Below are 16,983 nucleotides of genomic sequence, written 5' to 3'. Positions count from 1 at the left end.
AATCAAAAAGGGCGTTTCTCAATTCAGAAACGCCCTTTTCCTTCACTTCTTTTATTCGATTACTTCAACATATTGACGTGACCTTCAAATTTACGTGCTTTTTTATCTGTTGCTCCTCTGGCAACAATCGTCCAGATGTAGGTTCCTTCTTTTACTTGGGTACCATTATAAGTTCCATCCCATCCAAAATTTACATCATGTGACTCGAATAACACTTCTCCCCATCTATTGAAAATAGTAAAGGTGTAATCATCTAAATCCATTCCGTCTGGAACAATTGGTCTGAATACATTATTAAATTCATCACCATCCGGAGTAAACGTATTTGGAACATAAACTAAGAATTCCTCAATAAATACAATTGGTTTACAAATACTATCTTGACATCCTTCAGGAGAAGTTACTGTTAAACAAACCTGGTAACTTCCAGCCTCAATATCTCCATAATTAACAATCGGATTTTCTAACGTAGACGTTCCAAAAGTTCCAAAATCCCAATCGTAAGTTACTGCATTCACAGAGTTATCCGTAAAATGAACCGTTGAATTAATGGTAGAGGGAGGAATCGGCGACCAATTGAAATTTGCAATTGGATCAGGAACCACACAAACAAAGTTCTGCATTGTTGTATCAACAATACATCCGTCTACAGTTGTAATTTCCACCGAAACATCATAACAGCCTACTTCCGTGTAGTCATGTGAAATACCAGGAGTTCCTGTACCAGTTGATCCGTCTCCAAAATCCCATGTCACTGATGCAATACCTGTTGCGGTAGATGGGAAAGTAAAAGTAGCTTGCAAAGGAGCACAACCTACTGCTGGATCTACAGTAAATAATGCATTAGGCAATGTATACACATTAACGATTGCAATTAAGGTATCATAAGTATTGCACTCATCTCGTCCTACTAAAACAACTGTATCATTGTGTGCTGGAACAAAAGTATATGTCTCTCCTACTTCAATAAGAGCCAAAGATGGATTAGACAACCACTGATAGAAGTATGGATAACCAATTCCTGGTAAACCACCTGTACCAGATGCTGTAAACGTTACTGAATCTCCAGGACAAACATTCAATGGAGTTGTTACTGAAGCTGTAAACAATGGTCTGATATTTACAGTAGCACTTTGCACATTCGATGCGCATCCATTTTGATCGATTACTGTACAATTAAATGTTGCTGGTGACGTTAAGTTTACATTCAAAAACTGAGTTGTATCTCCTGTATTCCAAACAAAATAATAAGGTGCTGTTCCGCCTGTTGCATTTGCAGATATAGTACCGTTTCCATTATAACAGATTAACAATCCATCTTCTGGAATAAGTCCCTGAACCAATACCTGTGGCTCGCCCAAGGTAACTGCACCATTTTGAGTACATCCTGCCGCATCTTGAACCTGAATTTGATATGTACCTGCACAAAGTCCATTAAATACATTGGAAGGTTGGAATGTAGCTCCATTATCTATGCTAAATGCAGTTGCAAGCGGTGAATTAATTGTAGCAGTACCATTGCAATCTCCATTACACAATGCATCTGTTGCACTTGTACTTGTAATCACCAATAATGGTGGCTCAGTAATATTAAAGATCTCGATAGCAGAACAGCCATTATCGTCTGTTACAGTAACATCATAAGTAGCAGCACAAAGTCCATTTGCACTAGTACCTGTTGTTCCATCTGACCAGGCAAAACTGTAAGGTATTGTTCCGCCTGTAATCGTTGCAGTTGCATCTCCGTCGCAGACTCCATGACAACTTGCATTGTTGGTAGTTATATTCTGAATAGTTAATAATGCTGGTTCGGTAACGATAACAGCTGTATTTACCAAACAACCATTCGCATCTCGAACAACCGTGTTGTAAGTTCCTGCACTTAAGAATTGAACGTTCGTCTGATTAAAGAATGAAACTCCATTGTTTGTACTGTAGCTATAAGGTATTGTTCCTCCTGACGCTACGAATGTAATTTCACCTGTATTGTTATTGAAACAGGTCAGTGCTGTTGGGGTTACTGTTGCTGTTAATACTGCTGGCTCTGTAACAACAATCGGTTCTGTATCCGTACATCCGTTTTGATCTGTAATCGTTAGCGTGTAGTTTCCTGCACAGATACCTGTAATTAAAGGTGCTGCTTGAGGAGTACCGATTGAGTATGAAATTGTTCCTGTTCCGCCTGAAACTGTGACCTGTAATTCGCCATCACATGCTGCATTACATGATACATTCGTAACTGCTGATCCAATAATGATTGGGGATGCGAAATTTGCTATTGAAACCGTTGTTGTTGCCTCACAGTTATTTGCATCATGAACAAAGACATTGTAAACATTTGCAAGCAATCCAGTGTATGTTGACGTTGCTGTATATGGACCTGCTGTTGGATTTCCAATACTGTAAGTGTATGCTCCAGTTCCCCCTGCACCTGTTAATGCGATTTGACCATTAGCCAATGAACAGGTAGCATCCGTTGGAACTGCATTTACGGTAACTATTGTTGGTTGGGTAATTACTTGAACTGCTGTGATAAAACAATCGTTATCATCTTTCACTTGAATATCAATATTTCCAGCACATAAGTTCTCTAATGTAGTTGCTACAAAGTAATTCAAGCCGTTATCTGGACTATACAAATAAGGTGTTGTTCCCCCTGATGCATTCACTGCAATCTCTCCATCACAAACACCAAAACATGTTGCATTCGTTGCGGTGTAAGTGGCTGTCAATTGAGCTGGCTGGTTAACTATTGCGGTTCCTGTGATCTGACAACCCGCAGCATCTTGTGTTACTAAATTATAAGTTCCTGCGGACAAGCCAAAGAAGGATTCAATCGGTGAAAAAGAACCTACTGCACCTCCAAGGATACTGTATTGGTAAGCTCCTGTTCCGCCTGTTGATCCAATTTGAATTCCTCCTGAAGCATCACCAAAACATGTCAAGTCAAAAACAGTCGATGCAATAGTCAATGCTGGGGCTTGAATAAGTGTCACTGAACCAGAAACAGTACAACCGTTCGCATCCATCACATCTAAGGGATAAGTACCTGCTGGTAAACCTGTAAAAATAGGACTAGATTGGTAAGTCGTTCCTCCATCAATACTAAATTGATGAGCTCCTGTTCCACCTGAAACATTGATAAATTCTATCTCTCCTGTACTACCTGCATTACAACTGATATTCGTTAAATCTGTATCAAACTGTATTTCTGTAGGTTCTGCAACGTTGAAAGGAATCGTGAATACACAGAATCCACCATCATAAATAGTCACAATGTGTGAGCCAAAAGGAATGTTCGGGAAGAAACCTGAAGATTGAGTCGGTGGATTGTTATCCAATTCATACGTAATAGGAATTGCTCCACTTACGTTCTGAACTTCAATAGTACCATCTGCAACTCCAAAGCAATTCGCATCGGTTTGAAATAAGGTAATACCATCCATTTCAACATCATTGATTCCAAAGAATACCGATTCAGAACAACCCAATTGATCCACCGCTGTAATTTCATAAGCTCCAGCAAACAAGTTTGTATAAACGCCTGTTGGTTGCGGTTGAGCAGGAGCTCCTGTCATTGTGTAAGAAAAAGGGCCGTTGGTACCATTTGCTACCACATTGATTGATCCATTATTAAATCCACAATTCGATTCGATAACAACCGTTGTATCAATTCCAAATCCTGGAGGATCAATCAATACCTGAACAGAAGTAAACTGACAACCATGACTATCTTGAATCATAATCGTGTTGTTTCCTCCACAACCACCTGTAATTGTATTTCCTGCTTGTAAAGCTCCGCCATTCAATGAATATTGATACGTTGGTGTACCTCCTGAAGGAGTAACTGTGATTGTTCCATCACATACGCCATTACAAATCGGGTTTGTGTTGACAAACGTACCTGAAACTGGTGCTGGTTGTGTAATGATGATGTCTGAATTTGTTAAACACCCATTTGCATCCTTTACAACTACACTAGTTGTTCCAGCACACAAACCTGTTAATGGATTCGCTAAGACATAAGTAATACCGTTGTTAGACGAATATTGATAAGGTGCTGTTCCACCTGTTGCATTCACTTGAATTTGACCATCACATACTCCATTACAAGATGCAGCGGTTGCGGTAGATGTAAAAGTAAGCTGTGGTGGGGTTGTAATTGTAAATGAAACCGTTCCACTACAACTATTTGCATCCGTTACCGTAGCTGTATATGTTCCAGCTGTAATATTTGTAAACGTATTAGAAGCTTGGAATGGACCTCCAATTGAATAAGTAAATGGTGAAGAACCTCCTGCTAATCCAATAATCACAGATCCATTAACACCTCCAAAACAACTTACGTTTGTTTGATTTAAAATCGAAGCAACTGGAGCACTTGTAGCTACAATTGTTATAATCAAATTTCGAGTACAACCACGGTTGTCTGTAACTACAACTGTATCAGTACCTGGAGCCAATCCACTAAAAGTAGGACTAGCTTGACTTGCTCCGCCATCAATGGTGTAGGTATAAGGTGCTGTTCCTCCAGAAGGTGTAACCGTTACAGATCCAGTACCACCACAGTTAGCCGGAGAAATAGATGCTTGCGTTAAATTCAAAACGGCAGGCTGTGTAATATTTTGATTGATAATAACTGTACAGTTGTTAGCATCTCGAATAGTTACTGCATACGTTCCATTACAAAGACCTGTAAAAGCATTTGATGCTTGAAAAGCGCCTCCATTTAAACTATATTGATAACCAGGCGTTCCTCCTGCAGCAGTCACGGTAATTGTTCCGTTACAAGCAGCATTACAAGAAACATTCACTGCTGCAATCGTTCCACTTAAAACAGTAGGCTGGGTAACAGTAACATTCGCAGTAGCAACACAACCAGAATTATCAGTCATGGTGACAGTATACGGCCCAGCAGCTAAACCTGTAGCTGTTTGTGATGTTTGACCACCACCAGTCCAAGAATAGGTATAAGGAGCTAAACCTACAGGTGTTGCAGTTGCAGTTCCTGTTGGAGACCCATTACAAAGTATATTTGTATTTACTGCGGTAACACTACAACATGGTGGACCAACAGCAATTGAAAAAGTACCTGATAGAGTACATCCATTTGCTCCTGTAACTATATAATTGTAATTCCCATCAGGGAGGTTTGTAAAGTTTGCTGTGGCTGCAGCGGTATTTGCTTCAACTACAGAACCAGTTGTTGGTCCGGAAATACTAACAGTATATGGACCAAAACCTACAGGGTTATTAATAACAACCGATCCATTATTGTAATTCGCACAGGATTCTGCTGTAGGAGTAACTGTTGGAGTTGTCAAAGCAGAATAAGTTACGATTACTTGGTCTGTAACAATATTTGCACATTGGTCTGTAGCTGTTACTGTATAAGTTGTTGTTGCTGTAGGAGAAACATTTACAGGAGTGCCTGTTGCACCACCTGGCGACCATGTATAAGTTACCGTTCCTGTACCACCAGTAGATGTAGCTGATAAAGGCACACTAGATCCAGTAGTACATATATTGACATCTGGACTTGCGGTAACAGTTAGCGGATTCGCATCTACAATATTCACAATAGCGACACCTGCAGCACATACCGTTGCGGGATAAGTACAAATTAAGGTTTCACTTCCTTCAGCAATTCCATCCAAAATAACGTTCACTGGAATCGTAACAGAGGTTTGGCCTGCAGGAATTGTAATGGTTGTTGGCAATGCACTATAATCTGCCCCAGAAGTTGAAGTACCTGTCCAAGTAACATTGAATGAATAAGGCGTTGCAAGAGCGGTTGGTATGTTAAATGTCATGGTGTTATTCGAACAACCTTCTGGAAAAATACCAGGTCCTGCACCACTTGATGTAACCGATGAAACAGGAGGATTACCTACAGCGAATAATCCATTCTCTTGTATGAATACCCAAGAATCATACACTTGATCGCCCCCATCAGCAATCATTAGTTGAATGTGATAAGTTTCGCAAGCAATCACTGCTCTGGAAGCTGTCAATTGGACAGTATACCCATCCATTATGTTATTGTTATTTAAAACTTGATTATTTCTATAAGAGCCTGCATTAGTCCCATTGTTAATATTATCAATTGTTACAGGTACTGCTCCAATAACAGCAATATTTGGTGTACCCACAATACCAGGACCACTAATAAAAAAGGCAAATGCATCATTATATCCAGAATTCACGTACTCATTGTATTCTTCAGAGCCAAATACATAATTCACATTAATGTTACCTGTTATTGGTACAAAATCGAATTCCAGAATAATACCATCGTTTGTAGCAGCACCCGCAATTGTATTCAATGCCGCAATTGCACCTCCATTATTATCGCTGCTCACCTGAGCGCCATTTGCTCCTTGAAGCGCATTAGCAGCATTCACATAGCCAGTACTCATAACAACACCTGAATTCATGGAAGCTCCCAAACCACCTGAATTACCACCCAAAAACTGAGCTATTGCCCCTGCATCTCCAGTAAGAGTAACATTGGAAAAAGTAATCCCAGGACCACAAATATTCGCTACATAATTAGCAGCCGTAGTTTGGCTGAGTGTTATTTGTGCAAATGTAGTTTTTGAAAAACTTGTCATGAACAAAAGAAGCAATAAGGAATTGCAACTTAATCTGAAAGTAGTAGCTCTTTTCATAGTCATAGTGTTGTTGTTCAATATATTGACAGTTTTTTTTTCAATTGGTTGCCTTTAATTGTTAAAATTTTAGAAAAAAACCTCTAAAATCAACTATTTGCTAAATAAACAACTTATTAAAACCATTTTTATAAGAACCGTAGTTTACCAAAAATAACAAAATTTTAGAAATAGCAATTTTTTTTCCCAATTAAATACCTTCCTGTTTTTAATTTCAATCGGTATTTATGGAATAAAAAAAGGTTCTCTATCAGATGACAGAGAACCTTTTCAAAACTATTTAAAGCTGATTATTTCAACATGTTCACATGTCCTTCATATTTACGCGCTTTTTTATCTCCGCCTCCTTTAGCTACTATTGTCCAAGTATAAGCACCTTCTTTTACTTGGGTACCATGATAAGTTCCATCCCATCCAAAATTCACATCATGTGACTCGAATAACACTTCTCCCCATCTATTGAAAATAGTAAAGGTGTAATCATCCAATGCCATTCCTACCGGAACAACTGGTTTGAATACATTATTAAATTCATCACCATCCGGAGTAAACGTATTTGGAACAAAAATCAAAAACTCTTCGATAAACACAATTGGTTTACAGATATCATTCACACAACCTTCAGGAGAGGTTACTGTTAAACATACTTGATAACTTCCTGCATCGATATTCCCATAATTAATAATTGGGTTTTCTAACGTAGAAGTACCAAAGGCGCCAAAATCCCAAGCGTAAGTTGCCGCATTCACAGAGTTATCATTAAAGTTAATCGTTGAATTAATGGTAGTTGGTGAAACTGGTGACCAATTGAAATTTGCAATCGGATCAGGAACCACACAAACAATATTCGACAACGTTGTATCTGTAATACATCCGTCAGTAGTTGTGATTTCTACAGTTACATCGTAACAACCAACTTGTGTAAACACATGAGAAACAGTGGTTCCAGTTCCAGTGTTACCATCCCCAAAAGTCCAGTTAGCATTCGTAATTGAACCAGCTGTAGCAATCGGAAAGCTAAAATCAGCTCTTAGTGGAGAACATCCAGATGCTGGCGTTACTTCAAACTCAGCACTTGGAAGTGCATAAATTTGAACAGTCACTGGAATTGTATCGTATCTATAACATTCGTCATGAGCAACCATCAATACTGTTTCAGATCCATTTGGAGTATATGAATAACTTGTTCCATTCGCCAATGTATCAAATGTTGTTGGAGTTAACCATTCATAACTATACCCAGGTAAACCACCTGTACCAGATGCTGTAAACGTTACTGAATCTCCAGGACAAGCCATTACTGGTGTTGTAACTGAAGCTACAAATGGAGTTCTAACTGTTACGTTTGCGTTTTGAGCATTGGATGTACATCCATTTTGATCGGATACTGTACAAGTAAATGTTGCTGGTGCAGTCAAATTCACATTCAAAAATTGAGTGGTGTCTCCTGTATTCCAAACAAAATAATAAGGTGATGTTCCTCCTGTTGCATTTGCAGACAAGGTTCCAAATCCATCGTAACAGATTAATAACCCATCTTCAGGAATCAATCCTTGAACCAACGGTTGAGGTTGACCCACAACTATGGAAGCAGATTGTGTACATCCTGCCGCATCTTGCACTTGAATAGTATACGTATTAGCACAAAGTCCATTAAACACATTGGAAGGTTGGAATGTAGCTCCATTGTTAACACTATATCCAGTTGCAAGCGGTGAATTAATAGTAATTGTACCATTGCAATCTCCATTACACAATGCATCCGTTGCACTTGTACTTGTAATCACCAATAATGGTGGTTCAGTAATATTGAAAACTTCAATAGCAGAACAGCCATTATCGTCTGTTACAGTAACATCATAAGTAGCTGCACAAAGACCAGTTGCACCTGTACCTGTTGTTCCATCTGACCAGGCAAAACTGTAAGGTATTGTTCCGCCTGTAATCGTTGCAGTTGCATCTCCATCACAGACTCCATGACAACTTGCATTGTTCACAACCATGTTTTGAACAAGTAACTGTGCCGGTTCTGTAACGATAATGTTCGTATTGACCAAACAACCATTCGCATCTCGAACAACCGTGTTGTAAGTTCCTGCACTTAAGAATTGAACGTTAGTCTGACTCGAGAATGAAACTCCATTGTTCGTACTGTAGCTATAAGGTGTTGTTCCCCCTGATGCTACGAATGTAATTTCACCTGTATTGTTATTGAAACAGGTTAACGCTGTTGGGGTTACTGTTGCTGTTAATACTGCTGGTTCTGTCACCACAATTGGTTCAGTGTCCGTGCATCCGTTTTGATCTGTAATTGTTAGCGTGTAGTTTCCTGCACAGATACCTGTAATTAAAGGTGCTGCTTGAGGTGTACCGATTGAGTATGAAATTGTTCCTGTTCCGCCTGAAACTGTAACCTGTAATTCGCCATCACATGCTGCATTACATGATACATTCGTAACTGCTGATCCAATAATGATTGGGGATGCGAAATTTGCTATTGAAACCGTTGTTGTTGCCTCACAGTTATTTGCATCATGAACAAAGACATTGTAAACATTTGCAAGCAATCCAGTGTATGTTGACGTTGCTGTATATGGACCTGCTGCTGGATTTCCAATACTGTAAGTGTATGCTCCAGTTCCGCCTCCACCTGTTAATGCTATTTGACCATTAGCCAAAGAACAAGTAGCATCCGTTGGAACGGCATTTACCGTAACTATTGTTGGTTGGGTAATTACTTGAACTGCTGTGATAAAACAATCGTTATCATCTTTCACTTGAATATCAATATTTCCAGCACATAAGTTCTCTAATGTCGCTGCTACAAAGTAATTCAAGCCGTTATCTGGACTATACAAATAAGGAGCTGTTCCCCCTGATGCATTCACTGCAATCTCTCCATCACAAACACCAAAACATGTTGCATTCGTTGCGGTGTAAGTTGCTGTCAATTGAGCTGGTTGGTTAACTATTGCTGTTCCTGTGATCTGACAACCTGCAGCATCTTGAGTCACTAAATTATAAGTTCCTGCTGACAAGCCAAAGAAGGATTCAATCGGTGAAAAAGAACCTGCTGCACCTCCAAGAATACTGTATTGGTAAGCTCCTGTTCCGCCTGTGGATCCAATTTGAATTCCTCCTGAAGCATCACCAAAACAGGTTAAGTCAAAAACAGTCGATGCAATAGTCAATGCTGGGGCTTGAATAAGTGTCACTGAACCTGAAACAGTACAACCGTTCGCATCCATCACATCTAAGGGATAAGTACCTGCGGGTAAACCTGTAAAAATAGGACTAGATTGGTAAGTCGTTCCTCCATCAATACTAAATTGATGAGCTCCTGTTCCTCCTGAAACATTGATAAATTCTATCTCTCCTGTACTACCTGCATTACAACTGATATTCGTTAAATCTGTATCAAATTGTATTTCTGTGGGTTCTGCAACATTGAATGGAATCGTGAATACACAAAATCCACCATCATAAATAGTCACAATGTGTGATCCAAAAGGAATATTCGGAAAGAAACCTGAAGATTGAGTCGGTGGATTGTTATCCAATTCATACGTAATAGGAATTGCTCCACTTACGTTCTGAACTTCAATAGTACCATCTGCAACTCCAAAGCAATTCGCATCGGTTTGAAATAAGGTAATACCATCCATTTCAACATCATTGATTCCAAAGAATACCGATTCTGAACAACCCAATTGATCCACTGCTGTGATTTCATAAGCTCCAGCAAACAAATTTGTATAAACTCCTGTTGGTTGGGGTTGAGCAGGAGCTCCTGTCATTGTATAAGAAAAAGGTCCATTGGTACCATTTGCTACCACATTGATTGATCCATTGTTAAATCCACAATTTGATTCGATAACAACCGTTGTATCAATTCCAAATCCTGGAGGATCGGTTAATACCTGAACAGAAGTAAACTGACAACCATGACTATCTTGAATCATAATCGTGTTGTTTCCTCCACAACCACCTGTAATTGTATTTCCTGCTTGTAAAGCTCCGCCATTCAATGAATATTGATACGTTGGTGTACCTCCTGAAGGAGTAACTGTGATTGTTCCATCACATACGCCATTACAAATCGGGTTTGTGTTGACAAAAGTACCTGAAACTGGTGCTGGTTGTGTAATGATGATGTCTGAGTTTGTCAAACACCCATTTGCATCCTTTACAACTACACTAGTCGTTCCAGCACACAAACCTGTTAATGGATTCGCTAAGACATAAGTAATACCGTTGTTAGACGAATATTGATAAGGTGCTGTTCCACCTGTTGCATTCACTTGAATTTGACCATCACATACTCCATTACAAGATGCAGCGGTTGCTGTAGATGTAAAAGTAAGTTGTGGTGGGGTTGTAATTGTAAATGAAACTGTTCCACTACAACCATTTGCATCCGTTACTGTAGCTGTATATGTTCCAGCCGTAATATTTGTAAACGTATTAGAAGCTTGGAATGGACCTCCAATTGAATAAGTAAATGGTGAAGAACCTCCTGCTAATCCAATAATCACAGATCCATTAACACCTCCAAAACAACTTACGTTTGTTTGGCTCAATATTGAAGCAACTGGTGCATTTGTAGCTACAATTGTTATAATCAAATTTCGAGTACAACCACGATTGTCTGTAACCTCAACTGTATGAGTACCTGGAGTCAATCCACTAAAAGTAGGACTAGCTTGACTTGCTCCACCATCAATGGTATAGGTATAAGGTGCAGTTCCTCCAGAAGGGGTAACCGTTACAGAGCCACTATTTGCTCCACAATTAGCTGGAGAAATAGATGCTTGCGTTAAATTCAAAACGGCAGGCTGTGTAATATTTTGATTGATAATAACTGTACAGTTATTTGCATCTCGAATAGTTACTGCATACGTTCCATTACACAAACCGGTAAACACATTCGATGCTTGAAAAGCGCCTCCATTTAAACTGTATTGATAACCAGGCGTTCCTCCTGCAGCAGTTACCGTAATTGTTCCGTTACAAGCAGCATTACAAGAAACATTCACAGCTGCAATCGTTCCACTTAAAACAGTAGGCTGGGTAACAGTAACATTCGCTGTAGCAACACAACCAGAATTATCAGTCATGGTGACAGTATACGGCCCAGCAGCTAAACCTGTAGCTGTTTGTGATATTTGACCACCACCAGTCCAAGAATAGGTATAAGGAGCTAAACCTACAGGTGTTGCAGTTGCAGTTCCTGTTGGAGACCCATTACAAAGTATATTTGTATTTACTGCGGTAACACTACAACATGGTGGACCAGCAGCAATTGTAAAATTACCTGTCGTTGTACATCCATTTGCACCTGTTACCGTAAAAGTATAATTCCCATCAGGTAAATTCGTAAAATTGGCCGTAGCTCCAGCTGCATTCCCCTCAACGACAGAGCCAGTTGCAGGACCAGTAATATTGACCGTATATGGACCTGCTCCTGGAGCATTATCAATAACAACCGATCCATTATTGTAATTCGCACAAGATTCTGCTGTTGGAGTAACTGTTGCAGGCCCTAAGCCTGAAAAATTAACTGTAACCTGATCATTATCTGTTACAGTGGTTCCATCACATCGATTATAAGTGACGACAGATGTATAAGTGGTACTGGCGGTTGGACACACGTTAATTGTATTTCCAACACCTATTTGAGTGGCTCCTTGAAACCAAGCAACCGAATAGTTAGGAGCTCCCGTTGGAGTAAAACGCCATGCTTCTGGAGTTGCGGTAGGTACAGTCCATGATGGAATTCCATTTCTACCAGGAGCCGCAATACCTGTTGTTCCAGCCGGATTTTGAATACCAACAATTCCATACCCTTGATGCCATGTATTACAAGCATCTTTTCTAGCAATGTAAACATCTATCACATTCGTTGTTTCATACAAAACCATCATGTGAGTACTTCTCATAGCATTGCATTGAAAATGGCCCAAATCATTAAAAGAAACAACAAAAATCCGACAAGGAGCCGTTCCTAGCAAGTACCATGTAACCGATCCAGCCACTGTAGGATCAATATCATGTCCTACTCCAAATATATCACCTCTTGAAACAAGACTCGCATTAGGGACTCCTCCAACATAACTAAAACCTGATCCTGCATTTGCAAATGCAGTTCCAAACTTAATCCCTCCATTAGAGCTTACTGTACACGTATTATAGTTTGTTCCATAATAACAAAAATTAAAAGGTAAGTTAATTGCAGGGGAAAATACGTCATCCGTTCCAACTGAAACAGCTGTTCCACCAGTTTGATTATAAGCAATTGGTGGAGTATGCGGAATCGCACTAACAGAATATGTATTTGTTGCACCCGTAGCAAAAGGCGTGGCCGTTAAATTCGTACACGGTGTAGAACACGGAAGTGTTTGATCTGGTCCAGCATCAATATTCGGACAACCCGGAAATTGGGATAGCGAAACCGTTGAAAAGCCCAAAATAAAGACAAAAAGCAATGCTATGTTGCAAATTCCTTTCAAAGTAGTAGTTATTCTCATAATCGTAAAAGTGTAGCTCAATGTATTGACTATAAATTTCATTAAAGGTTGCCTGAATTGTTAGTTTTTTAAATAATTTAAAATCCAAACCTTCTGTTTCTTCTTCGTTTTATAGTCATTAAATGTGGTGGAAGCGAGTTCTTGATCTAATGAATATAAAATCACCACATAAAAATAATTATTGGATTCATTGATAACCAAATAGGAATTTGGATATTCCGCTAAATTTTTAGATAGCATCAAATCTGCATTTTGTCTATTAGAGAAAACGCCAGTAATAACATAAAATCCATCAGGAGATTCACTTTTATCCAAATTCACAAAATGATATCCTTTGGCAACTGGGATAACCTCAGGAGCTGTATTTTTAGGTTTTACAGTATCCACTACTGGAACAACAACCTTCGCTAAGTCATTCAAAGAGTCTTTTTCTTTTTGAATTCGATCTTTTTTAGCTTGATCCTCTAACATTCTTTTCAATTGATTTTCTAAATCATCTTTTAATCGTTGAATCGAATCTCTTTGTTTAATTGCTAAATCATCCGTAACCTTTACTTCTTTTTCTACAATCTGGATTTCTTTTTCCCGTTTCCCTTTGAATGAAAAACCTAAGAAAACTTCATGATTCATTCCTGTATTATATTGTTTTAAAGATCCAATTAGTAACTCATAACTATACCCTACTCTCAAAAAATCAAATAAGCGAACACCTGCATTGAACTGAACTGCATAATCTGATTTATAAGTTGCAGATGCCCAAATCATGTTATTGTAAATAGCCATTGCAGAAATATCATATTGCAATGGAACACTGGGTAGGTATCTCAAAACAGCATTCGGTCTAACAATGAATTTTTCACCTACATGAAAATCATATTCCAAAGACATCATGTAATGTCTTTCCAATTGATAATAACCCCTGCTTTTTTCTTTTGCATACTTCACCTTCCCTCCGATTATCTGAGGAACAGAAATTCCGATTTTCAAATCCTTCCAAGCATACACCAAACCAACATTCATATCAAAAACAGGAGCGGTTGGTCTAAGACCAGTTAAATAGGGATCATTAATCTCTTGAGCATTGATTTTATCGTAATCTATGCGGTTGTCCAAAACACCCGCTGAAACTCCAAAACGGATAGAATGCGCTTCATTGATTGTCAATTTGTAGCTATAATTCAAACTTGACATTAATTGCTGTTGAATCCCTTGATTTTGATGTGCCACGACAATTCCCAACCCCATTTTACCCTTTGCAATTGGACCTTCAACTGTGAGATAATTATTGACAGCAGTAGAACCAAATGAAGAATATCGTTGATTTCGAACAAAGCTCGCGTTTACATAATCGCTAGCACCTGTAAAAGCTGGATTGTAAATAAATGGATTAATCAAATAATGATTGTAAAAAGGAACTTGCTGTCCAAATGAACTTCCCCAATACAAAAACGCAAAGATAAGTAGTAGTATTTTATTCATTTCCTAATAATGTTATTGTTCCTTTATACTCCTCCTCAGTCCCCCCTTTTTGAACAACATAATAATAGGTTCCATTAGGTAATTTAGATCCTTTGTAATCACCAACCCATTCATTCTTATAATCACCACTTTCAAAAATTAATTTTCCATATTGATTAAAGACCTTCACATCTGTCATTGGAAAAAATTCAACTCCAGTAATATTCCAAGTATCATTAACAAGGTCATTATTCATGGTAATCACATTTCTAATATTGAATTGAATCGGATCCATTACAGTAATGACAACCGTATCCCTTCCGACACATCCAGTTCCGTCTATCACATAATAAACATAATTAGTTGTGGTACTTGGTGTAGCAATCGGATTTGTAATCAGTGAATCAGACAATGTTGATCCAGGCATCCAAATTCCGGTAACCCCTCCAGAACCATTCAATGTAACGGTTTCACCAATGTAAATTGCGGTATCATTTCCTGCATTCGAGACAGGAGCAGGAATCATAGTAATTGTTACTGTATTTGATGTTAATGGAGGACAAACTCCATTAATTGCAACAACTTGAAATTGAATATCACCAGTAATTGCAGGAGTCATTATATGGTTTGTATCCGAATTTGCAATAGTTTGCCAAGTTGCTCCATTATCTAATGAAAACTCCCAGCGAAGGGAATCTGCAACTGCACCAACCAAACTTAAACTGTCTGTGGTAAACTGACACACACTATTGTCCTGATTCAAAACTCCAATTACCGGAGGCGTATCTAATTTAATAATAGCCGTATCTGAATAAAAATCTGGACAAAACCATCCATCCAGATTAACCCTATAAATGGTTGTAACACTTTGTCCACTATAATCATAAGAACTTGTTGTATTCGTCATGGGATTCCAAATAGTTCCAGAATCAGTAGATGATTCCCAATCTATAATTGTGGATGAATTTCCTGATAAACTCAATATACCATTAACCAAAGCAGCACAAACAGTATCTGATTGCCCTAAAGATGGCTGAACTGGTATAGATTGTACAAAAATGATTGCTGTATCTGAGATAACATCCGGACATTGCCCTCCTTCAGTGATCATTCGGTAATAGGTTGTTTGAGTCAGATTCACATAATTATAAATCCCACTAGTATTTGTAACCGAATTCCATATAAAACCATTATTTGACCATTCCCAACCCAAAACAGTTCCGAAAGATCCTGTTCCACTCACAACTCCAGTAGCATTAGTAATACACAAGGAATCAGATCCTGTCAAAACAGTTTGAGGATAAATCGGATCTACATAAATCAATGCCGTATCCGAATACGCATCGTTACATGCACCGCCATCAACTAATACGCGATATATGGTTGAGGAAGTAAGACCCGTATAATTATAACTTGTAGCTGGACCACCAACAACAGTCCATGGACTTCCTCCAGTTGTTGAATACTCCCATTGAACCACGGGCATCGAATTTCCTGAAAGATTCAAAACACCATTCGCCAAATTTTCACACAAGGAATCTGATCCCAAAATAGTACCTGCAACTGGCGGTGATTGCACAGTTATTGTCGCAAAACTGGAAGTATCATCGGGACAATATCCACCATCAATCAATACATGATATTGTGTGTTTTGATTCACATTTGCATAAGCATAAGAAGGTGTAGTATTATTTGGGAGCGTTGGCGTCCAAGTGGAACCACCATTTGTTGAAGACTCCCAAGATGTAATTGTACCATGGGTCCAACCAGAAAGCGAAAGTGTCCCTGCATTTGCACCTTGACAAACGGTAATATCTGACATTACTGTACCTGGAACAATTGGACAATCATTCTGAACTGTCCATTGAAGTGTATCATTTAAATGATTTGGATCTAGCGGTCTACTCACCCAAACCTTTACAATATGCGCGCCACATGCAGATAAATTAGCTTTCACTGCAAAGCTAAAATTCCAAGAAGCACCTGCAGTTAAATTGGACGATAAGGGCTGATTTACTGCACTTCCTCCATCAATGGTATAGTATACTTGAATAGTATTTGACAACATAACCCCTCCAGAGTTATTATTAACCAAAACAGTAACTGTTTCCAAGTTTGACAAAGAACATCCTGAGTTTGGTGAAAAATGATTTTGTAACCAAACATCCTGCGCGCTTGTTGTATGCGCAAAAGTTACAGATAAAATCAACAAAAATATATATTGGCGAAGCATAGAGTATAAGTGTTGAGAAGCTAAAGTATTAAATTTTCAAACATTAACTAAAGTCGAAATTAACAGTTTTTTACAAGTATTCCAAATAAGGAAT

At 38.7% G+C, this 16,983-nt stretch carries 4 protein-coding genes; all 4 read right to left on the bottom strand.

What is annotated here, in order from left to right; genetic code table 11:
* Positions 1 to 59: 59 nt before the first annotated feature.
* The 4 genes from FLUTA_RS14525 to FLUTA_RS14510 all read right to left on the bottom strand — a co-directional run bounded on the left by FLUTA_RS14525 (position 60) and on the right by FLUTA_RS14510 (position 16,889).
* Entirely contained in the window at positions 60 to 6,671 is a 6,612-nt protein-coding gene (locus tag FLUTA_RS14525; protein WP_013687647.1) for a choice-of-anchor L domain-containing protein, read from the bottom strand.
* Positions 6,672 to 6,961: 290 nt separating this feature from the next.
* Entirely contained in the window at positions 6,962 to 13,240 is a 6,279-nt protein-coding gene (locus FLUTA_RS14520; RefSeq protein ID WP_013687646.1) for a PKD domain-containing protein, read from the bottom strand.
* Positions 13,241 to 13,258: 18 nt separating this feature from the next.
* Complete coding sequence (locus tag FLUTA_RS14515; protein WP_013687645.1) at positions 13,259 to 14,677, bottom strand: PorP/SprF family type IX secretion system membrane protein; 1,419 nt, start codon at positions 14,675 to 14,677, stop codon at positions 13,259 to 13,261.
* Positions 14,670 to 16,889 carry a T9SS type B sorting domain-containing protein gene (locus FLUTA_RS14510; RefSeq protein ID WP_013687644.1) on the bottom strand — a complete coding sequence of 740 codons (2,220 nt, stop codon included), beginning with the start codon at positions 16,887 to 16,889 and terminating at the stop codon, positions 14,670 to 14,672. Before FLUTA_RS14510 ends, FLUTA_RS14515 begins: the two co-directional genes overlap by 8 nt.
* Positions 16,890 to 16,983: the final 94 nt, after the last annotated feature.

The organism is Fluviicola taffensis DSM 16823 (genome assembly GCF_000194605.1).
Classification (GTDB): domain Bacteria; phylum Bacteroidota; class Bacteroidia; order Flavobacteriales_D; family Crocinitomicaceae; genus Fluviicola; species Fluviicola taffensis.
This window is presented reverse-complemented; position numbering and strand designations above follow the sequence as displayed.

What these genes read in the sequence shown, in the direction of transcription:
- FLUTA_RS14520 (WP_013687646.1), bottom strand. Translation starts at nt 13,240, where the DNA reads ATGAAATTTATAGTCAATACATTGAGCTACACTTTTACGATTATGAGA.
- FLUTA_RS14510 (WP_013687644.1), bottom strand. Translation starts at nt 16,889, where the DNA reads ATGCTTCGCCAATATATATTTTTGTTGATTTTATCTGTAACTTTTGCG.
- FLUTA_RS14515 (WP_013687645.1), bottom strand. Translation starts at nt 14,677, where the DNA reads ATGAATAAAATACTACTACTTATCTTTGCGTTTTTGTATTGGGGAAGT.
- FLUTA_RS14525 (WP_013687647.1), bottom strand. Translation starts at nt 6,671, where the DNA reads ATGAAAAGAGCTACTACTTTCAGATTAAGTTGCAATTCCTTATTGCTT.